The organism is Streptomyces sp. NBC_01450, assembly GCF_036227505.1.
GTDB lineage: Bacteria > Actinomycetota > Actinomycetes > Streptomycetales > Streptomycetaceae > Streptomyces.
The window spans coordinates 3,100,176-3,126,792 of sequence record NZ_CP109480.1 but is presented as its reverse complement, the minus strand read 5'-3'; the positions used below and the strand labels follow the sequence as shown (position 1 = coordinate 3,126,792).

Genomic DNA, 26,617 nt, shown 5'->3' with positions numbered 1-26,617 from the left:
CACCGGTACCGGCAAGACTGATCCCGGTCCCGGCAAGACGGCGGAACAGATCGTTCCGATTATCTTCCGCCGGGCACACTAAAACTCGCAGTCCCCGTGCGATCACGGGGCAGGATGGTTTCCGCAGGGGGCCAGGGAGGCCCACGGAGGAGAAGGGCGCCTGTCGTGTTCACAAGCGTATTGATGATCGAGAAGGCCCTGACGTCCGCCGACGTGGAGTTCGTCACCACCTTGCACGGTGACGAGACGGTCGCCTTCCATGTACTGCTCCAGCCGCGCGGCGACCAGGCCGACCGGCTGCTGCGGGCCATCGACGACGTCGCCCTCGGGGAGCTGGACGAGGCGGCCCATGAGCGTGAGACGCCGGAGGGCGCGGACGCGGCCGGTCAGGGGCAGCAGGCCCTCGATGTGTCGCTGGTGGCCCTGCACTCGGCCGGCAGCGAGGCCGAGGGGCGGCTCATCGAGGACCACCCGCTGGACGCGCTGAAGGCGCTGGTCGACGAGATCCACGCCGACGAGGTCATCGTGCTGACCGACCCGCACTACGTGGAGGAGTTCTTCCACCGCGACTGGGCCTCGCGGGCCCGCCACAAGGTCGGCGTGCCGGTGCTGAAGCTGTTCTCGCACAGCAAGGTGTAGGCGCCGCTGGGCCGCGGCCGCGCCGCTGGGCCGCGGCCGCGCGGCGGAGCCGCGCATGTCACAGCCCCGTGCCCCTTACGGGGCGCCTGTCGCCGCACGCAATAGGCTGGGGGTGCGTGCTCTCGCTCGGGCGCGCTCATCGTCGTACCGGATCTTGGGAGATACACGCATGGCAGCCGGCCTTCCTACCGCCATGGACCGACCGCACTTCATCGGCATCGGCGGCGCCGGAATGTCGGGCATCGCCAAGATCCTGGCGCAGCGCGGGGCGAACGTGGCGGGCAGTGACGCGAAGGAGTCCGCCACCGCCGAGGCGCTGCGGGCGCTGGGCGCGACCGTGCACATCGGTCACGCGGCGGACCACCTGGCGTCCGACGCCACCTGTGTGGTCGTGTCCTCGGCGATCCGCGCGGACAACCCGGAGCTGGCCCGCGCGGCCGAGCTCGGCATCCCCGTGGTCCACCGCTCGGACGCCCTCGCCCGGCTGATGGACGGCCTGCGTCCGATCGCGGTCGCGGGCACGCACGGCAAGACCACGACCACGTCGATGCTCGCGGTGTCCCTCTCGGAACTGGGACTGAACCCCTCGTACGCGATCGGCGGCGACCTGGACGCCCCCGGCTCGAACGCCCTGCACGGCGACGGCGAGATCTTCGTCGCCGAGGCCGACGAATCGGACCGCAGCTTCCACAAGTACGCCCCCGAGGTCGCGATCGTCCTCAACGTCGAGCTCGACCACCACGCCAACTACGCCTCCATCGACGAGATCTACGAGTCCTTCGAGACCTTCGCGGGCAAGATCGTGCCGGGCGGCACGCTGGTGATCTCCGCGGACCACGAGGGCGCGCGCGAACTGACCCGCCGCCTGCCGGCGGACGTACGGGCGGTGACGTACGGCGACGCGCCGGACGCGGACGTACGGGTCCTGTCCGTGGTCCCCCAGGGTCTGAAGAGCGAGGTGACGGTGGTCCTCGACGGCACGGAGCTGACCTTCACCGTCTCCGTCCCCGGCCGCCACTACGCCCACAACGCGGTGGCCGCGCTGGCGGCGGGCGCGGCGCTGGGCGTTCCGGCCGCCGAGCTGGCCCCCGCGATCGCCGCCTACACGGGCGTGAAGCGGCGTCTGCAGCTGAAGGGCGAGGAGGCGGGCGTCCAGGTCATCGACTCGTACGCGCACCACCCGACCGAGATGACGGCCGACCTGGAGGCCATGCGCGCCGGCGCCGACGGCCGCATCCTGGTGGTCTTCCAGCCCCACCTGTTCTCCCGCACCCAGGAGCTGGCCAAGGAGATGGGCGAGTCCCTGGCCCTGGCCGACGCCTCGATCGTGCTGGACATCTACCCGGCCCGCGAGGACCCGATCCCGGGCGTCACCAGCGAGCTGATCATCGAGGCGGCGCGGGCGGCGGGCGCGGACGTGACACCGGTGCACGACAAGGCGGAGGTGCCCTCGGTCGTCGCGGGAATGGCGAAGCCCGGTGATCTCGTTCTCACCATGGGCGCGGGAGACGTGACGGACCTCGGTCCCGAGATCCTGGCCCGCCTGTCGAAGTAGCCGTGATGTTTGTGAGGGGTTGAGCTCATGTCGTACGACATCGAAAAGCCGGACGAGCAGTGGCGCGCGGAGCTGACCCCTGCTGAGTACACCGTCCTGCGGAAGGCGGGCACCGAGCCCGCCTTCACGGGCGAGTACACCGACACCAAGACCAAGGGTGTCTACTCCTGTCGGGCCTGCGGTGCCGAACTCTTCACCTCGAACGAGAAGTTCGAGTCCCACTGTGGCTGGCCGTCCTTCTTCGACCCGAAGGACTCCGACGCGGTCGAACTGATCGCGGACCGCTCGCACGGGATGGTCCGCACGGAGGTGAGGTGCGCTCGCTGCGGATCGCACCTCGGTCATGTGTTCGAGGGTGAGGGCTACCCGACCCCGACCGACCAGCGGTACTGCATCAACTCGATCTCGTTGCGGCTGACGTCGGACGAGGGCTGAACTCAACCAGCTGACGATGGACCGGATGATGCCCGTAACGGGGAGTTCCGTGCGGACATCATCCGGCCCGGTCGAACCGGACCACGAACTGGTGCCAGGCCGTGTAGTCGAGGACCTGCGCGAGTTGTTCCTCCCGGCTGCCCGCCGTCTGGCTCGCCCTGGCCTCCCCGATGCGTTCGCGAAAGAACCGGTGCAGCGCCTCGTGGGCGGCGTGGGTGAGCCGGATCGGGTCCTTCGGCAGCAGGTCGCGGGGGGCGCGGGTGCCGGGCGACAGCGCGGGGTCGACCTGCCACACCAGCCGCACGGCGACCCGGGAGGCGAGATGCCGCCGGGTGTCCCCGGTCAGGATCTGGTCGAACAGGCCGCGCTCCCCGGCGGTGATGTCGTCCTTCCCGCGGTCGCGCACCTCGGCCGGCGCGGCGAGCAGACCGGACGCGCCGGCAGCGTGCCGTCGACCGAGGCGGTGAGGACGTGCAGGTCCTCCTGCGCCTCCAGATGGACGTCGGCACGCTCGCCGATCGTCCCGGCAGCGGCGTACCAGGTCTCGGCCAGGCGCTCCAGGGTGTCCGCGATGTTCTTGCCGGTGAGTGCACTGGACGGCCCGCGCGACAGTTGAGCTCGCCGACCGATCAGCGGTACTGCATCAACTCTGTCTCGCTAGCTTTGCACGTGAACAGTCGTGAGGATTACTCGGGTTGATCGCGTTGTCAGTCCCCTCTGCCATCATCTCGCCATGTTCGATGACGCTTTGGTGGCCGAGCCGGCGACGGCAGGGCTTTCCCGCCGCTCGAGGAGAGGAGTCCGATGGACCTCGCAGCCCGGCTCATGCGCGCGCTGACCGACCCGGAGTTCGCACTTGAGGAGCGGGACAGGCATCCGGATCTTTCGCAGGTCTCCGACGAGGAGCTCGGCAGCCTGCTTGTGACGGCCTACCAGGTGGACGCCTCGGCCACGCACGCGATGACGATGGTCCGCTTCGCGGTCGAGGACGCGGCCGGAGAACGGCGGCCGCGTTATACGCCCGACGCGTGCCGTCGGATGTTCGAGGCGCTCGTTGAAAAGTGCGAGGAGCACGGCTGGGCGGACCTCGTCCGGGGCCTGGACGCGCTGGAGCGCTGCACGGGGCCGCTGCCCGACGTGTCCGGACCGGCCCGCTCCCTGGTCAGGTTGTGGCTGGAGAAGGACACCGTGCGTCAGCCGTACGCGCTGCTCGCGGCCGCGGGGCTGGCCGGTGAGGGGACACTGCGCGCGGCCGTGGAGCGCCTCTCCCGTGATGTGGGCCCCATTGTCGCCGACGAGATCGCCGTCATCGCCGGCCTCGCCCCGGCCGAACAGGCGCTGCTGTCCGAGATCGACCGGGACCACAGGTTCGACTCGCCGCTCGCGCATGCATGGCGCAGGTCGGCCGACAGCCCCGCTTACGTGGCGTTCGCCCGTCGCGCGTTGGACGCGGCGGCCGACCGCACCGACGCGATCCGGGCGGGCGAGATCCCCTACCGGGCGGACAAGGCGTTCACGGACCGGGAGATCACCTTGCTCGGACAGGCCCTGCGGGTGGCGCTGCTGCGCGACGAGCCCTGGCTGCCGGAGCTGTTCGAGCGGCTGCTGCCCGGCGTCGCCCTCGCCCCGACGGCGGCAAAGACGCTTCCGTCGCAGGCCCTGCTGTACGAGGTGGTCCGCGCCGCACAGGACTTCCCGACGCCCGAGCTGGTGACCGCGATCCGCACCGTGCGCCGGACCGTCCGGCACGCCGGGGTGCCCAAGCAACTCGACAAGATGCTCAAGAAGGTCGACGCGGCCCTGGCCGAGCGCACCGACGTGGCGCTACGGCTGCCGAGGCTGGAGTTCGACACCGCATCCATCAGCGGATCCGCCGCAGGTGGCGTCCTGCGTCGAACGGCCGGCGACTACCAGGCCGTCGTCATGGTCGCCGAGACCGCCACGCTGACCTGGGAGAAGGACGGCCGCCCGCTGCGCAGCGTCCCGGCGCCGGTCCGCCGCGACCACGCCGCCCTGGTCAAGGAGCTGCGCGACCTGGTGAAGCGGGTGAACGCCCAACTCGGCACCCTCGTACGCGCGTTGGAGGGCGGATTCACCGTCGAGGCCGTCCACCCGTACGGCTGGTGGCGCACCGAGCTGGCCGGGCACCCGCTCGCCCGGACCCTCGTACGCCGGCTGATCTGGGAGATCGAGGTCGCACCCGGCGAATGGCGGGCCGTACTGCCCGAGACGGACGAGCACCTTCCCGACGCGCCCGACGACGCCTCCGTACGGCTCTGGCACCCGATCCGCTCCGACCCCCACGCCGTGCGGGCCTGGCGGGACCTGCTGACCGAGCGGTGCATACGGCAGCCCTTCAAGCAGGCGTTCCGCGAGATCTACCTCCTCACCCCGGCCGAGGAGCAGACCCGCGTCTACTCCAACCGCTTCGCCGCGCACATCGTCCACTACCTCAGGATGTTCGCCCTGTTCCGGGCCCGGGGATGGAAGAGCGACCGGCTCGGCCCTTGGGACGGCGGGGACGGCGACGAGGCCGAGCGCACCCTGGCGGCGGGGGAGTGGCGGGTCCGCTTCTTCCACAGCTGGGCCGACTGGGCGGGCGACGACGAACTGGCCTCGACCGACCAGGTGCGCTTCGACCGCCGGGTGGCGGGCGCCTGGCGTGAGGCATCGCTCGCCGACGTGCCCCCGCTGGTGTTCAGCGAGGCGATGCGCGACGTGGACCTCTTCGTCGGCGTGACCTCGATCGCCGCCGATCCCGACTGGACCGACGGCGGCCCCGAGCGCACCTACTGGGAGCGGAACGGGTTCGCCGAGCTGACCGAGAGCGCCGAGGCGCGCCGCGACGTGCTGGAGCGGATCCTGCCGCGCCTGAAGATCGCCGGCCGGTGCACGCTCGCCGAGCGCTTCCTGATCGTCCGCGGCGAGCTGCGCACGTACAAGATCCACCTGGGCTCGGCCAACATCCTGATGGAACCGGACGACAGCTACCTGTGCATCGTCCCGTCGCGCGGCAAGAGCGAGGGCAAGGTGTTCCTGCCGTTCGAGGACGACCGGCTCACCCTGATCCTCAGCAAGGCATTCCTGCTGGCCGCCGACACCGAGATCACCGACGAGTCCATCCTCACGCAGATCGAGCGAGGCGCCTGATGGCCACCGTGACGTTCTGATCGCCCGCGGCGATCCGGCGCGCCCCGCGGTGGTGGCGGCGATCGCCGAACGGCTGCGCCCGCTGCCGGCCGGGACGTTGGTGCGGGCGATCGACGGTGATCTGCCGTGGTCGTGCCGCGTTGTTCGGCTGGAGAAGTGTGCATGCGCGAAGCTCGACGGCTGGCCGTCCTTGTTCGCCCTTCGACCCGAAGGACTCCGACGCGGTCGAACTGATCGCGGACCGCTCGCACGGGATGGGGTCCGTACGGAGGTGCGGTGCGCGCGCTGCGGATCGCACCTCGGCCATGTGTTCGAGGGCGAGGGCTACCCGACCCCGACCGATCAGCGGTACTGCATCAACAGCATCTCGCTGCGGTTGGCTCCGGACGGGGGCTGAGGCTCACAGCACCTCCGGTTCGGCTCACAGCACCTCGCGATGGACGAGGGCCGAGAGGACGAGGGCGCCCGGGAGCAGGGGGATCCAGACGGTCAGGACGCGGTAGCCGATGACGGTTGCCGTGGCCAGGCCCATGGGTGCGCCGAACGCCGCCATGGTGAGGACCAGGGCCGCGTCCACCGGGCCGATGCCGCCCGGAGCGGGTACCGCGCCGACGGCGGTACTGGCGAGCAGCAGCGCGAGGACCACCTGGGCCCAGGACAGCGGCAGTCCGAGCGAGAACCCGACCGAGGCGATCACGCTCCCCTGGAGCACCGGGGCGGCGGCTGACCCGCCCCACAGGGCGAGGACGCGGCTGGGCCGGGTGTGCAGGATCCGCGCCTCTGTCAGGGCGGTGCGCACGAAGCCGAGCGCCGGACGGCGCAGCGGGCGTACGACCGTCAGGAGCAGGGCGGCGCCGGTGAGACCGAGCGTCGCTGCCCCGGCGGCCATGACCAACGTCCAGGTGTCCGGGGCGAGGTCGCCCAGCCGCAGGGTGTCCGGGAGGGCCACGAGGAAGACGACGAGCACCGCCGTCTTCGCCAGCGGTTTGACCAGTGAGTACAGGGCGAGCGAGGCGGTGGCTCGTGGCAGGGGGATGCCGCGGCCCTGGAGGAAGCGCAGGGTGACGGCGTGGGCGCCGATGCTCGCCGGAAGTATGTGGTTGGCGGCGCCGGCGGCGAACTGCGAGGCGAGCAGCAGCCCGGGCGGCAGCCGTTCCGGCAGGGCCCCCTGCCGGACGCACGCGGCGGCCACCCAGCCCAGGCAGGTGAAGAAGACCCCGGCCAGCAGCCACCAGGGATCGGCGGCGGCGAGCCGGGCGGCGCCCACGCGCACCGCCCGCCCGTCGACCGCCGCCCACGCCCCGATCGACAGCAGCGGCAGCAGAGTCAGCGTCAGACGGGTGAGTCGGCTCAGGCGCACGGCGGCGGGGGACCGGACAGGGGCGGGGCGCGCTACGGGGAGATCACCGAGCGGGAGCGGGGACACGGCGCACATCGTCCTTCCATGTCACGTCCGCGGTACCGGCGGACGCACACAAGGCGAGGCAGAACTGAGGGGGACGGGAGAAAGGTTCCCGTCCGGTGTGACGGCGCGGTGTCCGGGAGGGGAAGGCGCACCAGCGGCTGGGCGACACGGCCGCGGCCCCCTGTCGGGGCCCCAGGTGTGGTGGGGCCCCTTCGTCGGCGCGCTCAGAGGGGGCGCTGTACGGGGTACGACGCCTGGAAGGCCAACCGTCGGTCGGCGCCCTCGCCGATGGATCCCAGCAGGTCGTCGAGGGCGAGAAACTCCTCCCAGGCCGTCCGGCCGCTCGCCGCGGTCAGCCGCGTGACGACCAGGTCCTCCAGTTCCGGGACGCGCTTGTTCTTCCAGATCTTGTCGGCCACGCTCACCAGCAGATCCTCGAACCCGACGTCAGGACCGGTCCACGTCGCGTGGGTCCCGGCGAAGCGGGCCAGTTCGGCGCTGATGCCCTGGGCGAGCAGCAGTTCGCGTCCGGCCTCTTCGTGCGCGGAGCCGGGGCCGGACAGTTCGGCGGGGTGCACGGCCTTTCCCACGTCGTGCGTGGCCGCCCCGAAGAGCACGGCGTCCCGGTCGAAGCGCGGTGCCGGGTGCCGTCGCGCCGTCCAGTCGACGAGTTGGTGGGAGACGTCGTGCACGGCGCGCAGGTGGGCGGCGAGGCGGGGCGGGGCGTCGAGGTCGCGCAGGAGCCGAGCCACTTGATCCGGCAGCGGGCGCAAGGGCGGTTCCCCGGGGTCGGTCAGGGCCCGCAGCAGGAGATCGACGGTCACGGCGTCAGCGTACTGAGGGGCGTGTCGGCCTCGGCGGCTCTTTGTCCTGTATGGACAGGGCAGTTGGCGCTTCGGCCGTCGGAGGGGGGAAAGTGGGTGTGCGCTCGGAACGCATCCGCCATGGGGAGCCGGGCGAAACGGAAGAGGCGGACGAGACGGATGAGACACCGGAGGACCTTATGACGACTCTGCCCGATCGGCCGAACACCGCGCTGCTCGTCATCGACGTGCAGAACGGGGTGGTGGCCGCCGCGCACCGGCGCGACGAGGTGGTCGCGAACATCAACACCCTGGTCGGCAAGGCTCGCGCGCAGGACGTGCCGGTGGTCTGGGTGCAGCACTCGGACGACCGGCTCGAGCGGGACAGCGAGAGCTGGCAGTACGTGCCGGAACTGGTCCGCCGCGACGCGGAACCCGTCGTCCACAAGAACTACGGCGACTCGTTCGAGGACACCGACCTCGAGGCGCTGCTCGCCGAGCGCGGGGTGGGCCGGCTCGTCGTCACGGGCGCCCAGACCGACGCGTGCATCCGCGCCACCCTGCACGGGGGCCTCGTACGCGGGTACGACGTGACGTTGGTCGGTGACGCGCACACGACGGAGGACCTCAGCGCGTACGGCGCGCCGCCGCCGGAGCAGGTGATCGCGCACACCAACCTCTACTGGAAGTGGTCGAGCGCGCCCGGGCGCCGCGGGGGCACCGTCGACACGGCGGACGTGTCCTACGCGGCGGTCGTCGAGGACTGAGCCACCCCGACCGGCGGCCCCTGGCGGGTCACAGGGGCACCGGCGAACAGGCCTTTCCCCTACGTCAGTTGTGGCTGGACGAAGCGATCAACTCGTCGATCAGAGTCATCAGTACGTCCCGGCACGAGCCGCGCTCCCGGGCGTCGCAGAGCAGCACGGGAGTCCGTTTCGGCAGGGCCAGGGCGTCGCGGATCTCCTCGGGGGTGTACGGGTGCTGCCCGTGGAAGCCGTTGACGCCGACGACGAAGGGGATGGCGCGCCGCTCGAAGAAGTCGATGGCGGCGAAGCTGGACTCCGGCCGGCGGACGTCGATGAGGACCACGGCGCCCAGGGCGCCGATGGCGAGGTCGTTCCACATGAACCAGAAGCGCTGCTGGCCCGGGGTGCCGAAGAGGTACAGGACCAGTTCGGGACTGAGGGTGATCCGCCCGAAGTCCAGGGCCACGGTGGTGGCCCGCTTCTCCTCGATGCCGTCGAGGTCGTCGACGTTCAGACCGGCGGAGGTGAGGGGTTCCTCGGTGCGCAGCGGGACGATCTCGCTGACCGCCCCGACCATGGTCGTCTTGCCGACGCCGAACCCTCCGGCGATCAGGATCTTGACCGCGTCGGGAGCGGAGGGTGTGGCGGGTGCCGAAGTTCCGCGCACGGCGGGGTCAGAGCCGGCCAAGGCCGTCCCTCACTTTCTGCAGCAGGTCCAGGTCCGGGGTACGGGAGAGGAGACGAGGCGCTCGGACGGTGATCCGGCCCGCCTCCAGCAGATCGCAGAGCAGGATCACGACCACGCTCACCGGCAGGTCGAGTTCGGCGGCGAGTTCCGCCACCACGATCGGCTTGGCGCACAGCCGCAGGATCCGGGAGTGCTCGGGCTGCGGCCGGGTGGCGCCCTCGGGCGGCGGATCCACCGCGGTCACCGACGTGATGAGGGTGAAGTCGGCGCGGCTGGGCCGGGTGCGGCCTCCGGTCAGCGTGAACGGCCGTACCAGCCGCCCGGCCGCGTCGCCTTCGCTCACCTCACTGGCCGTTGTCGGCCGCGGCGGCGACGCCCGCGCGAGGTGCTGCCCTGAGGTGCTCGCCGATCTTCTTCACCAGCATGTTCATCTGGTACGCCACGACGCCGACGTCCGCGCCCTGGTTGGTGAGCACGGCGAGATGGGCGCCGGGGCCCGCGGCGGTGAGGATCAGATAGCTGTCGCGCATCTCGATCAGCGCCTGGCGCACCGGGCCGCCGCGGAAGTCCATGCTGACGCCCTTGCTGAGGCTCATCAGGCCGGACGCGGTCGCCGCCAGCCGCTCGGCGTCGTCGCGGACGAACGCCGTGGACTTGCTGACGACCAGTCCGTCCTCGGAGAGCACGACGGCGTGGTTCACACCGGCGACCCGTTCCACCAGTCCGGTGAGCAGCTGGTCGAGCTGGCTGTGTGTGGCGGTGCTGGGGCGTGTCATTTCTCTGTCCTTCACGAGCGGTCGGCGGGCGGAGTCCACGAGCGGTCTGCGGGCTGGGTCGGGGCCTGGTCGTTCCCGTGGTCGTACGACGGTTCCTCGCCCCCGTCGCCGTACGGCGTCTCCTCGTCGTCACGGGCCCGGAGCGTCCCGCGCTGGAAGCCGGCGAGTGAGGAGGCGGCGCGCTCCGCGGTGAAGTCGGCGGCGTCGGCGTCGGCGGCGTCCTTGTCGTCGGCCTCGGAGGGCGCGGCCTCCTCCCGCAGCTCCGTGGCCAGGCTGGTCTGCGGCACCCGGCGCGGCAGCGCAGCGAGTCCGTCGCGGCGGGCGGCACCGGGCGCGGGACGGGGCGCGGCGGAGTCGGCCGTGCGGGCCCGGGCGGCGGGGTGCGCCTCCTCCGTACGTTCATGGGGCTGCCGCTCCGCGGCCGCGGCCTCGTCGGAGCTCCTCGCGGCCACGACCGCGGCCGGTACCGCGGCGTCCTTGTCCGTGGCGGGGGAGTCGGGGCTCTCGCGGACCACGATGTCGTGCGGGATCAGCACGATCGCGGTGGTGCCGCCGTACGGCGAGGAGCGCAGGGTGACGGTGATGCCGTGCCGGGTGGCGAGCCGGGCGATCACGAACATGCCGAGCCGCAGGTCGTCGGCGAGCGCCACCACGTCGAACTGCGGGGCCACCGCCAACTGGGCGTTGAACGCGGCGTAGTCCTCCTCGGCCAGGCCGAGGCCCCGGTCCTCGATCTCGACGGCCAGGCCCTTGGCCACCATCGCGGCCCGCACCCCGACCGGGCTGGGCGCGGGGGAGTAGGCGGTCGCGTTGTCGATGAGCTCGGCCAGCAGATGGATGACGTCGGCCACCGCGGGCGGGCTCAGGTACACCTCGTCGTCGGTGTGCACCTCCACACGCTGGTACTGGGCGACCTCACCGACGGCACTGTGCAGGATGTCGATCAGCGCGACCGGTTCGGTCCAGCTGCGCCGGGGCTGCTCGCCGCTGATGATGACGAGGTTCTCCTCGTAGCGGCGGAGCTGGCTCGCGGTGGAGTCGAGTTCGTACAGGCCCTTGAGGATCCCCGGGTCCTGGTGCTCGCGTTCCAGCGCGTCGAGCTTGCTGAGCTGCAGGTTGACCAGGTTCTGGCTCTGCCGGGCGATGCCCAGGATCACCTTCTGGAAGCCGCGTCTGGTGTCGGCGAGTTCCACCGCGGTGTGCACCGCCGTGCGCTGCGCGGTGTTGAACGCCTTGGCCACCTGCCCGAGTTCGTCCTCGCCGTAGTCCAGCGGAGGGGTGGCGGACTCCACGTCGACCTTTTCGCCCCGGTTCAGCCGGGCGACCACGTCGGGCAGCCGCTCCTCGGCCAGGCTGAGCGTGGCCATCCTGAGACCGCGCAGCCGCCGGGAGAGGGAGCGGGTGATGCGCCAGGACATCACGACGCACACCAGCAGGGCGACGAGTCCGCCGGCGCTCAGCGCGGCCGCCTTGATCAGCAGGCCGTGCGCCTTGTCGGCGCTGCGGTCGAGGAGTTGCGTGGTCTGCTGCTGGATCAGGTTCGTGTACTGGGCGGAGATCCTGGCGAACGCGGCGTTCCAGCGGGCCTGCGCGTGGGGCAGTTCGACCGTCCTGGCCACCTGGCCGTGCGCCGTCCGGGCCGCGACGACCTGGTCCTCGACGGTCTCCAGGGTCTTCCAGTCCTGGCCCTGGAGGACCCGTTCGACCTGGTCCTTCACCGTGCCGTGCAGCGAGTTGAGGACCTGGTTCTGGACGACCCAGCGGCGTACGTCGACCCGCTGGGTGAACTCCTGCCACGACTGCTGGTCGAGCTTGCCCGAGGGCCAGGCGAGGCCGAGCTGGGCGTCCTCCTGCGCGACCAGCTCCGCCGCGTTCCCCAGTGTGATCAGCGGCCCTGCCTGCGAGGTGAGGTCGCCGTCGTCGACCTGGGAGAGTTCCTGGAAGGCGTGGATCTGGTCGCTGATGATCGAGGTGTACTGGTCCAGGGCCTGCTGGGCGGTGATGTCGGTGGGGTGGTCCACCTGGCCCCGGTAGTACTCGAGGCTGCCCACCGAGGCGATGACCGAGTACATCCGGTCCCCGATCCGGGCGGGCGCGTTCCTGAAGTCCTCGGACCGGCGCACCAGCTTCGCGACCTCGGTGTCCGTGCGCATGCGCTGCTGGTCCAGGGCGGCCCGGGAACCGTGCGGCGAGGCCAGCCAGGCGGCCGACAGGCTGCGCTCCCGCTGCAGCGCGAGCGTCGCCTCCGTGCCCATGGCGCCGGTCGACCGGCTCAGCCCCGTCTGTTCGCGCAGGCGCAGCCCCTCCGAGAAGATCTGCGTCGTCGTCACACCCCACATGGCGGCGAGAGTGACGCTGGGGACCAGCGCCAGCAGGATCAGGGAGAGACGTATGGAGCCGAGACGGCGCCGGGCACCGGTCCGTGGAGACATCGTCGTCCTAGAGCGATCAGCGAAGAGGGGAAGGGGGGAAGGGGGCTGACGAGGGCAAGAGGGGTGGTCCTGCCGAAGCACATGGGGTGCGCAGGATGCTATCCGTACAAGTGATCGTACGCACCGTGAGGGACGGAAAACCTTGGTGCCGCCTGTGCGGGCGGCGGCGGATCAGCGGGTCCCGTTCGCCGCGAACTTCGCGACCGAGGAGACGTTCTCCTTGGTGACGAACGCGGGGCCGGTGAGCACGGGAGCGGTCCCGCCGCCGCTGAAGTTGCCGTTGGAGTGGTAGAGCCAGAGCGAGTCCACGGCCAGATAGCCCTGGAGGTAGGGCTGCTGATCCACCGCGAACTGCACGTCCCCGCTCTGTACGGACTTCACCAGACCGTTGTTGAGGTCGAAGGTGGCGACCTGGGCCTTGCTGCCCGCGGCCTTCACCGACTTCACCGCGGCGAGCGCGAACTGCGCGCCCAGCATCACGACTTCGTCGACGCTCGGATCCGCGCGCAGTTTGGCCGTGACGGAGGCGCCCACCGCGTCCATGTCGGTGCCGTTCACATAGAGCAGGTCGGTCTCGCCGCCGAACGTCTTCTTCACCCCGGCGCAGCGGGCCTCCAGCGCGATGTTGCCCTGTTCGTGGATGACGCAGAGGGCGTGCTTGGCCTTGAGCTCGTCCAGTTTGTCGCCGGTGGCCCGCCCCGCGACGCTCTCGTCCTGGCCGAAGTACTCCAGCAGGCCCTCGGACTTCCAGGCGTCGATCCCGGAGTTGAGGCCGACCACGGGTATCCCCGCCGCCTTGGCCGCGCTGACCGCGCTCTGCATCGCCTCCGGCTTGGCCAGCGTCAGCGCGATGCCGTCCACCCGGTCGCGGATCGCGTCCCGTACCAGGCTCGCCTGGGCGGCGGCCTCGGAGTCGCTCGCGTACGTCAGGTCGATGTTGTCCTTGGCGGCCGCCGCCTGTGCGCCCTTGCGCACCAGTTCCCAGAACGCGTCTCCGCGGGCGCCGTGGGTGATCAGGGCGACCTTGATCCGGCCGGTGCCCGCCTTCCCCGCCGAGCCGTCGCTCGTGTCGTTCGATCCGCCGGAAGCGGAGCAGCCGGCCGCGAGCAGACAGCCCGCGGCGAGGACGGCGACGAGGGCGGCGCGGTGCGGGGATCCGGGGAAGTGGTGAGAAGTGGGGGACATGTTCATGGGTGCGGCACCTTGCTGTGCGGCCCAGCGGCGGGACGGGGAGGGTGAGAGCGGTGCGACGTCGGGACGTTGTGCACCGACTGTCGTACTTTCGTTGGGCCGGAGCCAACCGTGTGTCACACTCGGCCGTCAAGTGAGCGGGCATATGCCGGAGATGGCCTGCGTCGGTGCGTCGTCGTCGCATCGTCACTAGTTGGACGCGTGACGGGTGAGTTGGGTGGTATCGCACCTTCCGCATGGGGCGCGGATGTTCAATGATGGGGCGCGGACCCGCCGTTGGCGGGGTGTTGCGTTCACATGGGGGAGGACGAGATGACGCGTGAGGTTTCCGCTGCCCGTGCCATGCTGCGTACGGGAGTGACGGGCGCCGTAGTTGTCGGCCTGTCGGCCATGTCGCTGGTCGCAGGGACCGCGTACGCGACTCCTCCCGGCCCCGGTGTCACCGCGAAGCTGCTGTATCAGACCACCGTGGGGAACACGGACTACACCCTCCGTGAGATCACCGTCCCGCCCGGCCAGAGCACCGGCTGGCACTACCACGACGGGCCCTTGTACGGCTTCGTGAAGCAGGGCACCCTGAGTCACTTCGACGCGGGCTGCGAGCCGGACGGCACCTACCCGGCCGGCCGTACGATCACCGAGCCCCCGGGCCCCGGTCATGTGCACATCGGCCGCAACGAGGGCTCGGTCCCCGTCGTCCTGGACGTGCTGTACGTCCTGCCCCACGGCTCGCCGTTCTCGGAGGACGCGCCCAACCCCGGCTGCGACTTCCAGTAGCGACCGCGAGGCCGCGTCACTCGAACGGCAGCGCCTGTTCGGCCCAGATCGTCTTTCCGGCGCTGGTGGTGCGGCTGCCCCAGCGGTCGGTGAGCTGGGCGACGAGGAGCAGCCCGCGGCCGCCCTCGTCGAAGGTGTGGGCCCGGCGCAGGTGCGGAGAGGTGCTGCTGGCGTCGGAGACCTCGCAGATGAGGGCGCGGTCGCGGATGAGCCGGAGCTGGATGGGGGCGCCGCCGTAGCGGATGGCGTTGGTGACCAGTTCGCTGACGACGAGTTCGGTGACGAACGCGACCTCGTCGAGCCCCCAGCGGGTCAGCTGCTCGGTGGCGTACTGCCGGGCGGTGGCGACCTCCGCCGGATCGGCGGGCAGGTCCCACACCGCCACCTCGTCGCTGTCCAGGGTGCGGGTGCGGGCCAGCAGCAGGGCCACGTCGTCGGTGGGGTGCTGCGGGAGCAGCACCTGGAGCACGTTGTCGCAGGCGTCGTCCAGATTTCCGGCGGGGACCGTCAGCGCGCTGCACAGCACGGCCGTACCCGCGTCCGCGTCGAGGTGGCGGGCCGCGAAGAGACCGTCGGTGTAGAGGGCGAGGACGGAGCCTTCCGGCAGGTGCAGCTCGGTGGCCTCGAAGGGGAGGCCGCCCACGCCGAGCATCGGTCCCGCGCTCACCTCGACGACCTTCACGGTGCCGTCCGGGAACAGCACCGCGGGCGGTGGGTGCCCCGCGGCGGCGATCGCGCAGTGCCCGGACACCGGGTCGTACACCGCGTACAGACAGGTGGCGCCGATCTCCGCGCCCGTCGGGCTCTCGTCGTCCGCCAGATGTCCGACCAGGTCGTCGAGGTGGGTGAGCAGCTCGTCCGGGGGCAGGTCGACGTCGGCCAGAGTCCATACCGCCGTACGGAGCCGGCCCATGGTGACCGAGGCATGGATGCCGTGCCCGACGACATCGCCGACGACGAGCGCCACCCGCGTCCCGGACAGCGGGATCACATCGAACCAGTCGCCGCCGACGCCCGCCCGCGACAGCGCCGGAAGGTAGCGGGAGGCGAACTCGACCGCCGCCTGACCGGCCATGGCCTGGGGCAGCAGACTGCGCTGCAGGGCCAGCGCGGTCGTGCGCTCCTTGCCGTACCGGCGGGCGTTGTCCACACAGACGGCCGTGCGGCTGGCGAGTTCCTGGGCCAGTGACACGTCGTCGTGGTCGAAGGCGTCCGGACTCTCGGCGGTGAGCAGCCGTACGAAGACCGCCACCCCCATGGTCGTACCGCGCGCCACCAGCGGTACCGCCATCATGGAGAGGTTCTGGCGGCGCGGCTGGTACGGCGTGGCGGCCCGGGTGCCGTGCCGGGCGAGCCACCCGTCGACGTCAGGGTCACCGGTCCTGGTGAGCACCGCGTGCCCGGTGACCAGGGCGCGGATCGGCGGGGAGGAGGACGGGTAGACCTCCGCCGCGCCCAGATCGATCACCGTCTCCGGCGCGTCGGTGGTACGGGAGCGGTGCGCGACCCGGCGCAGCTCCACATCGGCGTCCACCGCGCCGCCGACGGGCTCCTCGCCCGCGACCACCGCGTCCAGCAGGTCCACGCTCACGAAGTCGGCCAGCTCGGGTACCGCCAGCTGGGCCAGCTCGCGGGCGGTGTGGATCACGTCCAGCGTCGTACCGATGTCGGCGGCGGACTTGCTCAGCAGGGCGAGCCGCCGCCGGGCCCGGTACTGCTCGGTGTTCTCGAAGCCGGCCAGTGAGACGCCGAGCAGCTGCCCGGAGGGGGACCGCAGCGGCCACATCTCGATGTTCCACGCGTTCATGCGCAGTCCGGAGGGGGCCCGGGTCCAGCTCTCGTAGTGGACGGGGCGGCCGGTCTCGACGACCTTGCGCAGATGGTTGAAGAAGCCGCGGCTGTGTTCCGCGTTCTCGACGGTGTCCGGGAGGTAGCGGTGCAGGACCTCGGCCTCCTGGACGCCCATGACCCGGCAGGCGGTGTCGTTCATCCGCAGGTAGCGCTGTTCGGTGTCGAACACCGACATCGACACCGACGCCTGTTTGAACGCCAGCTCTCCCAGGCCGCGGCCCTGCTCGTCCGGCGCCGCGGTGATCACGTATCCGCTCGGCTCCCCGTGCTCGCCCTGGAGCGGGCACGCCCGCAGGGCCAGCTCGGTCCGCCGGCCGTCCCCGTGCCGTACGGCGACCACGCCGTTGCCGCCGCTCGTCCGCAGCGCCCGCCAGGCCTCGCCCGGGTCCCCGTCCAGCAGCTCCGACACCGGGCGGCCGGTGATCTCCGCCGCGGCGTACCCGGTCAGCAGACGCGCGCCCTCACTCCAGCCGGTGACGATTCCGTGCGCGTCGACCACCACCATGGCGTCACCGGCCGTGGTCGCCCGCCCCGTATCGCCCGGGATTTTCACCATATGTACAAGGATGGTGTGATCCGGCAGTCACATCAACCCGGGAGTGGGCCGGAACAGGGGCGGGGAAGGGTCGCTCGCGTCCCCACCGGCCCGCGGGCAACGGACCGCGGCGGCCGGGGATCGGGGGCGCGGCCCCGGCCCAGGGGCGCTGAGAGCGACGGCGTCACGGTCGCCGCCCCCCGGAGCGCATCTCCCGCGGACTCACCCCGTACCGCTGCCGAAACGCCGTACTCAGCGCGCTCGCCGAGGAGAATCCCGAGGTGAAGGCCAGGTCGGTGATGGTCAGGTGCTCGCAGTCGGTGCACTGGAGGCGCTCACGGACCAGCCGCAGCCGCTCCTCGCGGATGAGGTCGCGCGGGGTGGTGCCGGCGCGCTGCAGGGCCAGCTGGATCTGGCGCAGGGACCAGCCGAGGGCGTGCGCCATGGACGTACCGGTGAGGCCGGGGTCGGCGGCGTGTTCACGGACGTAGCGGCGAACCATCGTCTCCACGTCGGTGAGTTGGCCCGCCCCGTCGGGGCGGTCGTCGCCGAGGACGAGCATGCACAGCAGCTCGACGACGCGGTCGGAGACGGCGTTGAAGTGGGGGTCGGTGAGGTGGTCGCGCTCCGCGTGCAGGTCGTTGATCATGGAGCTCACCACCCGGCCCAGGCCCCTGCTCAGGTCGAGCCCGGTGGCCAGTGGGGACCTGCGGTTCAGCGGGCCGTCCACCTCGCAGGCGGGGATGGTGAGGACGAACGCGTGCGTCGAGGCGTCCTGGAGGCACTCGAAGGGCGCCCCGAAGCTGACGAGGGTGCCGGTGCCCGGTGTCAGCCGGGCCTCCTGGCCGCCTTGCCGCAGCACCATCTCCCCGCTGAGCGGCAGCAGTAATCGGTAGTCCTCGTCGGGATCCTGGCGGACCTGGTGGGCGGTCCTGCTGTACGTGATCTCGTCCGACCAGAACTTGACGAGCTGATACCGCTCGGTGCGCTGGCGGACCGTCGCGCCACGGAAGTCGTCGGTGCGCGCGTACCGGTAGCCCATGGTGGACTGGTAGGACCCGACGTGCTCGCTCCAGAAGTCGGCCCGCTCGCGCGGATCCACCTCCGCGGTCGTCTGTGATTCCACGATGTAGCTTTCCGCGGGCAACGGCACTCTCAACTCCCGTGCAACGAGCGGTAGTTACTCCTCGTCAGCCTAGGGCCTGTCCGGCGGATCATGCCGCAGACGCGGGGCTTGGCACGCCCATCTGCGGCGTTGTCGTCACTCGCCGACGCTCCGCGTCGACTCCCTCCTCCGCCTTGCAGCTGCACGCACCAAGCCCCGCTCACCAGAGTCGACGAGGCGCCGCCCGTTTCCTGCGACTTGATCCGCCGGACAGGCCCTAGTGCATACAGTCCGTGCGTCCCACGGCAACTTCCTTGCGCGCGAGGGCAAGCGCTTGCGCCGGTGGACGGCTACGGTCGTGCAACCCGTCAACTTGCATATGCCATTGAGGACTTCATGACCGAACGGATACCGGAGGCGGCGTTCTGGTGCCTGGTCGTCGGCCTGCTCGCCGTCACCGTGCTGCTGGTGCGCCAGCGCGGGATCACCGGACGGCAGCGCGGCCGGAGCGCCGAGCTCGCGGACGCGCTACGGGCCCGGGACGAGGAGCTGCGCCACCTGGTCGCGGTCCGTCTGCCCGCGCTCGAGGGCGCCCCGCACCAGCCCGCACCGGCGACGGGCCGGCCACATCCTCCGGCGGGTCGATTCTCCTCGGCGGCCGGGGGACACCTTGCTGCGGAGGGGCAGACCTTCCCTGAGGCCGGTCGGCATCTCGCCGCGACGGGGCAACCCGCCACCGTGTCCGCACCGGCTCTGCCCGCCGTCGGTCTGCTCGACGCGCGGCTGGCCGACACCGACTTCGCGAAGTGCCTCGACGGCCTCCTGGAGCGCTTCTCCGACGCCGTGCGGCATGCGCAGGCCCGCGCCGACCAGTCCGCGAAGGCCGCCCTCAAGGCGTCGATGCGCTCGATCCAGGCCCTCGCCAACGAGCAGCAGGTGTCCATCTCGGAGATGCAGGACCGGCACGACCACCCCGACGTACTGCGCGACCTGCTCGAGATCGACCACACCAACGCCCAGTTCGGTCGGCGCGCCCAGGCCATCGCCGTCCTGTGCGGCTCCTGGCCCGGGCGCCAACGGGCCACCTCCCCGTTGATCGAGGTCGTCCGCGGCGCGACCTCCCGCATCCGCGACTACCGGCGCATCCGCATCAACGGGCAGGCCGACGTCGCCGTCGAGAGCCGGGCCGTCGAGCCGGTCGTCCTCGCGGTCGCCGAACTGGTGGACAACGCCGCGCGCCACTCACAGCCGAACACCACGGTCGAGGTCAGCGTGCAGGCGGTGCACAACGGCGCCGTCGTGGTCATCGACGACGCGGGCGTCGGCATGGACAGCCGCGGGTCCGAGCACGCCGCCGCGCTGCTGACCGGCCGCCGGGCGGTCGACGTCACCCGTCTCGACGACCCGCCCCAGTTCGGCTTCGCCGTCATCGGCGTCCTCGCCACCCGCTACGGGTTCGACGTCTCCGTGGACACCCGCTCCCCGTACGGCGGCGTCCGCGCCGTGGTCTTCGTACCGGCCGCGCTGCTCACCCACGCCGACCCGGTCCAGCCCCCCTCGCCGCCCGCGGAACCGGCGCGCACGCCCCGGCGTACGGCCCGGACGAGCGCGCTCGCGGAGGCGACGACGGCCGGCGGACTGCCCAAGCGGCGCCGCCGCGCGCCCGTACCCGCGCCCGCCGCCGAACAGCCCCCGGCCGCAGCGGCAGCCCCGGCGGAGGAGGGCGTGGGCCGGTCCGCGGAGGAGAACGCCCGGCGCATGGGCGCCTTCGCGCGCGGCACCCGCTCCGCGCGGGCCGAGCGGGACATCGCACCCCCCGCACATACCCGGGCCGTGTCCCCCGAGAAAACCGAAGCCACCGACGACGTCCGAACCCCCTACGGCGCCCGAACCCCCTACGACATCGAAGCCCCCCACGAATCCGAAGGGAACACACAGGGATGATCGCGCCCATGACCAACGAGCTGGGGTGGATGCTCGACGAGGTCCTGAAGGTGCCGGAGGCGCGGCACGCCATCCTGCTGTCCGCCGACGGCATGCTCCGGGCCCACTCCGCGGACATCCACCGCGATGACGCCGAGCGGCTGGCCGCGGGCCTGTCCGGGGTGCAGTCGATCAGCCGCAGCACGGCCGAGTTCTGCGGCAGCGCGACCGCGCCGTGGCGGCAGACCCTGATCGAGTTCGCGCACGGGTACGTCTTCCTCGTCGCCGCCGGCGAGGGCGCCCATCTCGCGGTGTCCACCAGCGAGAACGTGGACATGGAGGCGGTCACGTACCGCATGCACAAGTTGGTCGACCGGCTCGGCAAGGAGCTGACCAGCCCGGCCCGGCAGGACACCGGCAGCCCGGCATGACGCCCGGGCGCCGGCCGGGAGGGAGGCTGGTGCGGGCGTACGTCGTCACGGACGGCCGCGCCCACCCCTCCCGCAACACCCTCGACCTCGTCACCCTGCTGATCGCCGCCGACGACCTGCCGCTGATGGGGCTGAGCCCGGAGAAGCGCCGAATGATGGAGCTGTGCCGGCCCGGAGCGCTGTCGGTCGCCGAGGTGGCCGGTCATCTGGAACTCCCGGTCAGCGTCACCAAAATACTGATCGCCGACCTGATGGACAGCGGTCACCTCGTCACCCGGGCGCCGATACCGGCCGCTCGCCTCTCCGACGCCCGCATCCTCCAGGAGGTACTGGATGGGCTCCGCGCCCGACTCTGACGACGTCCACCTCGGCCCCGGTGTGCAGACCGCGGTCAAACTGCTGGTCGTGGGCCACTTCGCGGTCGGCAAGACCACGTTCGTCGGCGCGCTCTCCGAGATCCGGCCGCTGCGCACCGAGGAGGTGATGACCGAGGCCGGCGCCCACGTCGACGACCTCGCCGGTTCGAGAGAGAAGACGACCACCACCGTCGCCCTCGACTTCGGCCGCCTCACCCTCAGCGACGCCCTGGTGCTCTACCTCTTCGGCACGCCCGGGCAGCACCGCTTCACCGGACTCTGGAGGGACCTGACCAGCGGAGCGCTCGGCGCGCTGGTGCTGGCGGACACCCGGCGGCTGTCCGAGTCCTTCGACGTCATGGGCGTACTGGAGGAGCTGGGTCTGCCGTACGCCGTCGCCCTCAACGACTTCGACGACGCCAGCGCGTCGCACGACCTGGACGAGGTCCGCGAGGCTCTCGACCTGCTGCCCTCGACCCCGCTCGTGCGCTGCGACGCCCGCGACCGGGTCTCGTCCACCGAGGCGCTGATCGCCCTCGTCGAGTACCTCATGACCCGCAGCGGCGAACTGGAGCCCGTGTGACCTCCGAACCACCACCGCCCGGACCGCCACCCGGGTGCCCGGCGCACGAGCCCCTGTACGGGCCCGCGTTCGCGGCCGACCCCGCCGCCGTCTACCGGCGACTGCGCGCGGCCGGACCGACCGCGCCCGTCGAGCTCGCACCCGGCGTCAGAGCCACCCTCGTCACCTCCTACGACGCCGCCCTGCACGTTCTGCGCAGCCCGGAGACCTTCTCCAAGGACCCCCGCCGCTGGCGCGACCTCGCCGACGGGACCGTCCCGCCGGGCAGTCCGGTCGTGCCGATGATGATGTACCGGCCCAACGCCCTGTTCACCGACGGCGAGCAGCACGAGAGGCTGCGCGGCGCGATCACCGACGGCCTCGCGCTCGTCGATCCGAACGCCCTGCGCGGCTATGTGGAGCGCAGCGCCGACACCCTCATCGACCGCTTCGCGCCGCTCGGCAGGGCGGATCTGCTCGGTGAGTACGCGCAGGTCCTTCCGCTGCTGGTCTTCAACCACCTCTTCGGCTGCCCGGCCGAGTACGGGGTCCGGCTGGTCGAGGGCATGTCCGGGATCTTCGACGGGGTGGACGCGGAGAAGGCCGACGAACTGCTGACCAGCACCCTGCTCGACCTGGTCGCGCTGAAGCGGGGCAACCCCGGTCAGGACATGACGTCCTGGCTGATGGCGCACCCCGCGGGCCTCACCGACGAGGAGATGATCCACACCCTCGTGGTGCTGATGGGCGCCGGTACCGAGCCCCAGCAGAACCTGATCGCGAACAGTCTGCGGCTTCTGCTGTCCGACGACCGGTTCGCGGGCGATCTGTCCGGCGGCAGCCTCCCGGTGGAGGACGCCCTCGACGAGGTGCTGTGGACCGATCCGCCGATCGCCAACTACGCCGTGCACTATCCGCTGCACGACGTCGTGTACGAGGGAGCGGTGCTGCGCGCGGGTGATCCGCTGGTCGTCAGTCTCGCCGCCGCCAACACCGACCCGGCGCTGACGGCCGGTCAGCGGGCGGGCAACCGTGCCCACCTGGCCTGGAGCGCGGGCCCGCACAACTGCCCGGCGCAGAGCCCGGCCCGGCTGATCGCGGCGGCCGCGGTGGAGAAGCTCCTCGACCGCCTCCCGGACATCGAACTGGACTTAGCAGTAGAGGAGTTGGCCTGGCGACCAGGCCCGTTCCACCGTGCGCTGGCCGCGCTGCCCGTACGCTTCCCGCCCACCGCGACGGTCCTGCGACCCGAGAGCGAGCGGCAGTCGTCCGCGAGCCCCCTCCCGGCTCTCGCGACCGAGCCCCCCGCCTCGGAGCCCGACCACCGGCCAAGCGGCCGGAACCGGCTCCTGTCCTGGTGGCGCGGGGAGTGAGCGCCGGCCCCTGACGGCCCCTAATGGCCCCTGACGGACCTAACGGATCCGGGCGGGCAGGGTGCGGTGGCCGTGCGAGATGAAGGAGTCCACCGGCTCCAACTCGGAAGAATCCACGGCAAGTTGGAGACCGGGGAAGCGGTCGAAGAGGGCGGGCAGGGCGACGCGGGCCTCCAGACGGCCCAGCGGGGCGCCGAGGCAGCGGTGTACGCCGTGTCCGAAGGCGAGGTGCTCCTTGTCGGCCCGGGTGATGTCGAAGAGGTCCGCGTCCTTGCCGTGGCGCTCGGGGTCGCGTCCGACGGCGGCGTACGCGGCGAGGATCGCCTCGCCCCGGCCGATCACCGTGCCGTCCGGGCCGCCCAGTTCGGCGAGGTCGAGGTCCTCCACGGCGTAGCGCAGCGGCAGGCTCGCGACGGGGGCCTCGGCCCGCAGGGTCTCCTCGATCACGTCGTCCCAGGTGGCACGTCCGGCGCGGAGGTGCGCGAGCTGCTCGGGGTGGGTGAGCAGGGCGTGCACGGCGTTGTCGATGAGGTTGACCGTGGTCTCGTGACCCGCGCTGACCATCAGGACCAGCGTGTCGAGCAGCTCCTGCTCGCTCAGCCGGCCGTCGCCCTCGTCGCGGGCCGCGATGAGGCCGGACGTCAGGTCGTCGCCGGGTGACTTCCGCTTCTCGGTGACCAGTTCACCCAGTACGGCGTACAGCCTGGCGTAGTTGCTCGTCACCTCCTCGGGCTGCGCGGAGGTGTGGAAGATGCTGTCCACCAGGTCCCTGAGGTCGGCCCGTCCGTCCTCGGGCAGGCCGAAGAGTTCGCTGATCACCTGGATGGGGATCGGATAGCAGAACTCCTCCCGCAGATCGACGACTTCCCCGTGTTCTCCGGCCTCGGCGATACGGTCGAGGAGGCCGGTGGTGATCTCCTCGATACGGGGTCGCAGAGCGGCCGTGCGGCGGGCGGTGAACGCCGTGGAGACCAGGGTCCGCAGCCGCTTGTGATCGCCGCCGTACGCGGTGAACATGTTCTGCACCGCGACCCAGGTGAACAGCGGCCACTCGGGGGAGATCTCCCCGTTGATCCAGGCGGGCCAGTGTCGGCGCGGGTCCTTGGACACCCGTGGGTCCAGGAGCAGTCGTTTGAGCAGCTCGGGGCTGCTGACCGCCCAGGCCTCGACAGCACCGGGGAGAGCGACGCGGGTCGCCGGCCCGCGCGCGCGGATGCGGGCGGCTTCCGCGTGGATGTCACGGCCCGTCGCGTCGATCACCAGGGGACTCGGGTTTCCCGTCAAGGGACTTGGGGTTCCCATCGGGAGCCTCCCTGGCGCTCGGACGTCGGTGTACGGCGCGTCCACGCTATGCGAGGGTGGCGTTCCCGGGAGAGTTCGTCCGGCGTCCACTGCGTGCGAGGGCAAATTCCCTGCGCGTACAGGCAAGTCGGAGGCCTGCCCGCGTCCTGGGGTCGTCCCGTCGCGGCTCCCGCCCCGGCCGCCCATTGCCCTGGGCTCGGCCGGGGCGGGACCCCTTCCCTACCCCTTCTCTACGCCTCGGTCGCCATCTGCTGCCGACGGCGCCTGCGCAGCAGACGCCGCTTGCGCGGCTCCTGGTGCGGAAGCCAGCCGAAGGCCAGGCAGCTGCCGGTCGCTCCGAGGAGGAGGCCGATGAAGAAGCCGCCGAGGTTGGAGGTCAGCCAGGTGCCGAGGGAGAGGAGGATGCCGAGCAGCGAGTAGAACAGGCGCTGCGCCGGGTTGAAGAGGATCAGCAGACCGCACAGGATCATGATGGTCGGCAGTAGATAGCCCGCCATGCCCTGCATCCCGATGTGCATGACGACCTTCAGGGACGCCTTCTCGGTGAGGAGGATCTCCGCTCCGCCCAGGGTGAGCAGCAGACCGCCCCAGAAGGGGCGGTCCGCACGCCACTGCCGGAAGCCGGACCGCAGATCCCGGACGGTCGGCATCAGCAGCCCGAGTCGCTGAAGCGGAGCTTGAGACCGGGGAGCTTGAACACCGCAGCCGTGGTGGCGTAGTTGGTCTGCCGCAGGTTCCCGATGTGGACGGTGTCGGCCTGCTGGCTGAAGACGCCCTTGTTCCCCTGGACCCCGGCCTTGTCGAGCGTGCTCGCGTCGTTGCCGATCTCGATGTTGTTGAAGGCCGCGTCGCCCGACAGCTCGGTCGAGTCGGTCGTCAGATTGGTCGCCTGCACCTTGTCCGTGCCGCCGCCCGCGGTGATGACCAGGTTCGTACCGCCCAGGTCGACGCTCTGGCACAGCTTGGTGAGCGTCGCGTTCTTGATCGCGGAGGTGATGACGAGGACCTGGCCGCCGGTGTCGCCGGCGTTCGGGCTGCCGTCGGCCATGTTGTCGAGGTTGCCGAACTGCTCGAAGCCGGTGCCGTTGAGTTCGGTGGCCGTGACCGTGAACGGCATGCCGGAGATGGCGAATTGCACCCCCAGAGCGCCCTGGGCGGTGAGGATCATCAGTCCCGCGGCGACCGCGGTGGCAGGCACCGCCATCACCGCGGCGCGGCGCAGGCGGACCCGCCCACGTCTGCCGGAACCGCTTTCGGGGTTCTCGGGGGTCGAATCGGTGGACGCCGTGGCGTCCGAGGACGAGGCCATGTTCTGCTCCCTGGACATAGTCATGCAGGTGGGGCTTCAACGGGCACGTTGTCCTGGCGCGGACAGCGGCTGCCGCGCACGCCTCCTCACGACTCCCGGCGGTCGCAAGGGCTTTCTCGTTACGCGGCAGTAACCACGTGGAAGTTACCGGGGGTTACATTCGCGGGTCAAGAGACTTGTGGCAAAGGGATGTTGATTGTGTGGCACCTGTGGAGGCCGGGCCGTCCTGACCTCGTACTTGAAGCCATGATGACCTTCAACTTCCTTACTACGCCTTGACGTTGACCATTAATGGGGTCTACAACTCTGCCTTGTTTCCCATGGATCCGTGGCGCCGGATCCGATGCGCGGCACGTATGCCACCTCCTGGACCCCCCGCTCCTCGCGGGGTGGCCGTGGCACGTCTGAACGTGCGGTGCGCTCCAACGCTGAATCCACCTCCCCCCGCGGCACCGGCACGGCACTTTCCCCCCTGGGCCGTGTCCGGTCGCCCGGCTTCCGCTGCCGGTCCGTGACGTAAGGAGAAGGCGTCACGGACCGGCAGCGGTCCGCCGTGGCGGCATGTCCGCGGCGGCGCCGTACACACCCGCACGCCCGTCTGAGAAAGAGGCACCCCCATGCGCACTCGATCCCTGCTCGCCCTCCTCGGCACCGCCGCCGCGCTCTCGGTCTCCGCGATCGCCCCCGCATCGGCGGACGACACCCCGGTGCTCACCGCCGGCGGCGCCGCCGTCGCCACCGGTGACGTCCTCACCGCCTCACTGGCGAGCGGCACCGCCGCCACGCTCTACTCCAGCGCGACCGGCACGAGCGGTGTCTCCTGTGCCGCGTCGGCCTTCACCGCCTCCGTCACCGACAACCCGACGGCCCCCGGCACGGCCACCGAGTCGCTCAGCGCCCACACCTTCGGCAGTTGCACCAGCAATGTCATCGGCGTGCTCGGCGTCACCAGTGTCACGGTCAACAATCTTCCGTACACCACCGCGGTCGCCTCGGCCGGCACGGTCACCGTGACCCCGGCCGCGGGCTCCACCATCCAGACCACCGTCGTCCTGCGCACCCTGCTGGGCAGCATCAACTGCGTCTACCAGGCGCCCAGCCTGACCGGCACGTCGAGCAACACCGACAACAGCATCACCTTCACCAACCAGGCGTTCACGAAGTCCTCGGGCTCGTCGCTCTGCTTCGCCAGCGGCTACTTCACTGCGAAGTACGCACCCGTCAGCGACACCACCCAGTCGGGCAGCCCGGCGGTCACCGTCAACTGACGGAA

At 71.2% G+C, this 26,617-nt stretch carries 26 protein-coding genes; 13 read left to right on the top strand and 13 right to left on the bottom strand.

Going from position 1 to position 26,617, the window contains the following annotated elements; all coding sequences use genetic code 11:
* The first annotated feature begins 165 nt into the window (after positions 1–165).
* The 3 genes from OG568_RS14115 to msrB all read left to right on the top strand — a co-directional run bounded on the left by OG568_RS14115 (position 166) and on the right by msrB (position 2,629).
* Positions 166–639, top strand: a complete 474-nt coding sequence (locus tag OG568_RS14115) for an indole-3-glycerol phosphate synthase (RefSeq protein ID WP_266429741.1) — start codon at positions 166–168, stop codon at positions 637–639.
* A gap of 169 nt (positions 640–808) precedes the next feature.
* Positions 809–2,194, top strand: a complete 1,386-nt coding sequence (murC, locus tag OG568_RS14110; protein ID WP_329531787.1) for a UDP-N-acetylmuramate--L-alanine ligase — start codon at positions 809–811, stop codon at positions 2,192–2,194.
* Positions 2,195–2,221: 27 nt separating this feature from the next.
* Entirely contained in the window at positions 2,222–2,629 is a 408-nt protein-coding gene (gene msrB / locus OG568_RS14105) for a peptide-methionine (R)-S-oxide reductase MsrB (protein ID WP_329531786.1), read from the top strand.
* A gap of 58 nt (positions 2,630–2,687) precedes the next feature.
* Here msrB and OG568_RS14100 read toward each other — a convergent pair whose 3' ends face one another.
* Positions 2,688–3,035, bottom strand: a complete 348-nt coding sequence (locus OG568_RS14100) for a hypothetical protein (RefSeq protein WP_329531785.1) — start codon at positions 3,033–3,035, stop codon at positions 2,688–2,690.
* A gap of 398 nt (positions 3,036–3,433) precedes the next feature.
* Between OG568_RS14100 and OG568_RS14095 the strand changes: the two genes are divergently transcribed.
* Both OG568_RS14095 and OG568_RS61450 read left to right on the top strand, forming a co-directional pair.
* Positions 3,434–5,779 (top strand): DUF4132 domain-containing protein, encoded by a 2,346-nt coding sequence (locus tag OG568_RS14095; protein WP_329531784.1) that lies wholly within the window; start codon positions 3,434–3,436, stop codon positions 5,777–5,779.
* A gap of 49 nt (positions 5,780–5,828) precedes the next feature.
* Positions 5,829–6,176 (top strand): peptide-methionine (R)-S-oxide reductase, encoded by a 348-nt coding sequence (locus OG568_RS61450; RefSeq protein ID WP_443077643.1) that lies wholly within the window; start codon positions 5,829–5,831, stop codon positions 6,174–6,176.
* A gap of 24 nt (positions 6,177–6,200) precedes the next feature.
* Here the strand turns inward: OG568_RS61450 and OG568_RS14085 are convergent, their stop codons facing one another.
* Together OG568_RS14085 and OG568_RS14080 are read right to left on the bottom strand one after the other, a co-directional pair.
* A complete protein-coding gene (locus OG568_RS14085) occupies positions 6,201–7,205 on the bottom strand; it encodes a lysylphosphatidylglycerol synthase transmembrane domain-containing protein (protein WP_443077642.1) in 1,005 nt (334 codons plus the stop codon).
* A 203-nt stretch (positions 7,206–7,408) separates the two neighbouring features.
* Positions 7,409–8,008: an HD domain-containing protein gene (locus OG568_RS14080; RefSeq protein ID WP_329531782.1), complete on the bottom strand. Its 600-nt coding sequence runs from the start codon at positions 8,006–8,008 to the stop codon at positions 7,409–7,411.
* 179 nt (positions 8,009–8,187) lie between these two features.
* Here OG568_RS14080 and OG568_RS14075 point away from each other — a divergent pair, with 179 nt between their 5' ends.
* The gene (locus OG568_RS14075; RefSeq protein WP_329531781.1) at positions 8,188–8,754 is read left to right on the top strand and encodes a cysteine hydrolase family protein; all 567 of its coding nucleotides are present in this window, start codon (positions 8,188–8,190) and stop codon (positions 8,752–8,754) included.
* 64 nt (positions 8,755–8,818) lie between these two features.
* On the opposite strand, the gene OG568_RS14070 is transcribed toward OG568_RS14075, so the two are convergent.
* The 5 genes from OG568_RS14070 to OG568_RS14050 form a co-directional block, all read right to left on the bottom strand.
* On the bottom strand, positions 8,819–9,421 hold the full coding sequence (locus OG568_RS14070) for a GTP-binding protein (RefSeq protein WP_266586790.1): 603 nt from the start codon (positions 9,419–9,421) through the stop codon (positions 8,819–8,821).
* Positions 9,408–9,764 carry a DUF742 domain-containing protein gene (locus OG568_RS14065; RefSeq protein WP_266429715.1) on the bottom strand — a complete coding sequence of 119 codons (357 nt, stop codon included), beginning with the start codon at positions 9,762–9,764 and terminating at the stop codon, positions 9,408–9,410. The genes OG568_RS14070 and OG568_RS14065 overlap by 14 nt, the downstream gene beginning before the upstream one ends.
* Before the next feature lies 1 nt (position 9,765).
* Positions 9,766–10,197: a roadblock/LC7 domain-containing protein gene (locus tag OG568_RS14060; RefSeq protein WP_329531780.1), complete on the bottom strand. Its 432-nt coding sequence runs from the start codon at positions 10,195–10,197 to the stop codon at positions 9,766–9,768.
* An 11-nt stretch (positions 10,198–10,208) separates the two neighbouring features.
* The gene (locus OG568_RS14055) at positions 10,209–12,629 is read right to left on the bottom strand and encodes a sensor histidine kinase (protein ID WP_329531779.1); all 2,421 of its coding nucleotides are present in this window, start codon (positions 12,627–12,629) and stop codon (positions 10,209–10,211) included.
* A gap of 171 nt (positions 12,630–12,800) precedes the next feature.
* Positions 12,801–13,820 carry a substrate-binding domain-containing protein gene (locus OG568_RS14050; protein ID WP_329531778.1) on the bottom strand — a complete coding sequence of 340 codons (1,020 nt, stop codon included), beginning with the start codon at positions 13,818–13,820 and terminating at the stop codon, positions 12,801–12,803.
* A 312-nt stretch (positions 13,821–14,132) separates the two neighbouring features.
* On the opposite strand from OG568_RS14050, the gene OG568_RS14045 reads away from it, so the two are divergent.
* The gene (locus OG568_RS14045; RefSeq protein ID WP_329531777.1) at positions 14,133–14,597 is read left to right on the top strand and encodes a cupin domain-containing protein; all 465 of its coding nucleotides are present in this window, start codon (positions 14,133–14,135) and stop codon (positions 14,595–14,597) included.
* 16 nt (positions 14,598–14,613) lie between these two features.
* Here OG568_RS14045 and OG568_RS14040 read toward each other — a convergent pair whose 3' ends face one another.
* Positions 14,614–17,004, bottom strand: a complete 2,391-nt coding sequence (locus tag OG568_RS14040; protein ID WP_329531776.1) for a SpoIIE family protein phosphatase — start codon at positions 17,002–17,004, stop codon at positions 14,614–14,616.
* Positions 17,005–17,167: 163 nt separating this feature from the next.
* The gene (locus OG568_RS14035; RefSeq protein ID WP_329531775.1) at positions 17,168–18,109 is read right to left on the bottom strand and encodes an AraC family transcriptional regulator; all 942 of its coding nucleotides are present in this window, start codon (positions 18,107–18,109) and stop codon (positions 17,168–17,170) included.
* Positions 18,110–18,484: 375 nt separating this feature from the next.
* Here OG568_RS14035 and OG568_RS14030 point away from each other — a divergent pair, with 375 nt between their 5' ends.
* Genes OG568_RS14030 through OG568_RS14010 form a run of 5 tightly spaced genes read left to right on the top strand, consistent with a single transcriptional unit; the run spans position 18,485 to position 22,733 of the window.
* On the top strand, positions 18,485–20,032 hold the full coding sequence (locus OG568_RS14030) for an ATP-binding protein (RefSeq protein WP_329531774.1): 1,548 nt from the start codon (positions 18,485–18,487) through the stop codon (positions 20,030–20,032).
* Complete coding sequence (locus OG568_RS14025; RefSeq protein WP_266647643.1) at positions 20,029–20,442, top strand: roadblock/LC7 domain-containing protein; 414 nt, start codon at positions 20,029–20,031, stop codon at positions 20,440–20,442. The genes OG568_RS14030 and OG568_RS14025 overlap by 4 nt, the downstream gene beginning before the upstream one ends.
* Positions 20,439–20,798 carry a DUF742 domain-containing protein gene (locus OG568_RS14020; protein ID WP_329531773.1) on the top strand — a complete coding sequence of 120 codons (360 nt, stop codon included), beginning with the start codon at positions 20,439–20,441 and terminating at the stop codon, positions 20,796–20,798. The genes OG568_RS14025 and OG568_RS14020 overlap by 4 nt, the downstream gene beginning before the upstream one ends.
* Positions 20,776–21,381, top strand: coding sequence for a GTP-binding protein (locus tag OG568_RS14015; protein ID WP_329531772.1), 606 nt, complete (start codon positions 20,776–20,778; stop codon positions 21,379–21,381). The genes OG568_RS14020 and OG568_RS14015 overlap by 23 nt, the downstream gene beginning before the upstream one ends.
* Entirely contained in the window at positions 21,378–22,733 is a 1,356-nt protein-coding gene (locus OG568_RS14010; RefSeq protein ID WP_329531770.1) for a cytochrome P450, read from the top strand. Before OG568_RS14015 ends, OG568_RS14010 begins: the two co-directional genes overlap by 4 nt.
* A 39-nt stretch (positions 22,734–22,772) precedes the next feature.
* On the opposite strand, the gene OG568_RS14005 is transcribed toward OG568_RS14010, so the two are convergent.
* The 3 genes from OG568_RS14005 to OG568_RS13995 form a co-directional block, all read right to left on the bottom strand.
* On the bottom strand, positions 22,773–24,035 hold the full coding sequence (locus tag OG568_RS14005; RefSeq protein WP_329531769.1) for a cytochrome P450 family protein: 1,263 nt from the start codon (positions 24,033–24,035) through the stop codon (positions 22,773–22,775).
* Between the two features lie 230 nt (positions 24,036–24,265).
* On the bottom strand, positions 24,266–24,685 hold the full coding sequence (locus OG568_RS14000) for a DUF6114 domain-containing protein (protein WP_329531768.1): 420 nt from the start codon (positions 24,683–24,685) through the stop codon (positions 24,266–24,268).
* The gene (locus OG568_RS13995; protein ID WP_266591490.1) at positions 24,685–25,344 is read right to left on the bottom strand and encodes a DUF6230 family protein; all 660 of its coding nucleotides are present in this window, start codon (positions 25,342–25,344) and stop codon (positions 24,685–24,687) included. Before OG568_RS13995 ends, OG568_RS14000 begins: the two co-directional genes overlap by 1 nt.
* 617 nt (positions 25,345–25,961) lie before the next feature.
* On the opposite strand from OG568_RS13995, the gene OG568_RS13990 reads away from it, so the two are divergent.
* A complete protein-coding gene (locus OG568_RS13990) occupies positions 25,962–26,612 on the top strand; it encodes a Tat pathway signal sequence domain protein (RefSeq protein ID WP_266586818.1) in 651 nt (216 codons plus the stop codon).
* Positions 26,613–26,617 lie beyond the last annotated feature (5 nt).

What these genes read in the sequence shown, in the direction of transcription:
- OG568_RS14060 (WP_329531780.1), bottom strand. Translation starts at nt 10,197, where the DNA reads ATGACACGCCCCAGCACCGCCACACACAGCCAGCTCGACCAGCTGCTC.
- OG568_RS13990 (WP_266586818.1), top strand. Translation starts at nt 25,962, where the DNA reads ATGCGCACTCGATCCCTGCTCGCCCTCCTCGGCACCGCCGCCGCGCTC.
- OG568_RS14015 (WP_329531772.1), top strand. Translation starts at nt 20,776, where the DNA reads ATGGGCTCCGCGCCCGACTCTGACGACGTCCACCTCGGCCCCGGTGTG.
- OG568_RS14045 (WP_329531777.1), top strand. Translation starts at nt 14,133, where the DNA reads ATGACGCGTGAGGTTTCCGCTGCCCGTGCCATGCTGCGTACGGGAGTG.
- OG568_RS14055 (WP_329531779.1), bottom strand. Translation starts at nt 12,629, where the DNA reads ATGTCTCCACGGACCGGTGCCCGGCGCCGTCTCGGCTCCATACGTCTC.
- OG568_RS14095 (WP_329531784.1), top strand. Translation starts at nt 3,434, where the DNA reads ATGGACCTCGCAGCCCGGCTCATGCGCGCGCTGACCGACCCGGAGTTC.
- OG568_RS14025 (WP_266647643.1), top strand. Translation starts at nt 20,029, where the DNA reads ATGATCGCGCCCATGACCAACGAGCTGGGGTGGATGCTCGACGAGGTC.
- OG568_RS14005 (WP_329531769.1), bottom strand. Translation starts at nt 24,035, where the DNA reads ATGGGAACCCCAAGTCCCTTGACGGGAAACCCGAGTCCCCTGGTGATC.
- msrB (WP_329531786.1), top strand. Translation starts at nt 2,222, where the DNA reads ATGTCGTACGACATCGAAAAGCCGGACGAGCAGTGGCGCGCGGAGCTG.
- OG568_RS14050 (WP_329531778.1), bottom strand. Translation starts at nt 13,820, where the DNA reads ATGAACATGTCCCCCACTTCTCACCACTTCCCCGGATCCCCGCACCGC.
- OG568_RS14020 (WP_329531773.1), top strand. Translation starts at nt 20,439, where the DNA reads ATGACGCCCGGGCGCCGGCCGGGAGGGAGGCTGGTGCGGGCGTACGTC.
- OG568_RS14030 (WP_329531774.1), top strand. Translation starts at nt 18,485, where the DNA reads ATGACCGAACGGATACCGGAGGCGGCGTTCTGGTGCCTGGTCGTCGGC.
- OG568_RS14075 (WP_329531781.1), top strand. Translation starts at nt 8,188, where the DNA reads ATGACGACTCTGCCCGATCGGCCGAACACCGCGCTGCTCGTCATCGAC.
- OG568_RS14000 (WP_329531768.1), bottom strand. Translation starts at nt 24,685, where the DNA reads ATGCCGACCGTCCGGGATCTGCGGTCCGGCTTCCGGCAGTGGCGTGCG.
- OG568_RS14040 (WP_329531776.1), bottom strand. Translation starts at nt 17,004, where the DNA reads ATGGTGAAAATCCCGGGCGATACGGGGCGGGCGACCACGGCCGGTGAC.
- murC (WP_329531787.1), top strand. Translation starts at nt 809, where the DNA reads ATGGCAGCCGGCCTTCCTACCGCCATGGACCGACCGCACTTCATCGGC.
- OG568_RS13995 (WP_266591490.1), bottom strand. Translation starts at nt 25,344, where the DNA reads ATGGCCTCGTCCTCGGACGCCACGGCGTCCACCGATTCGACCCCCGAG.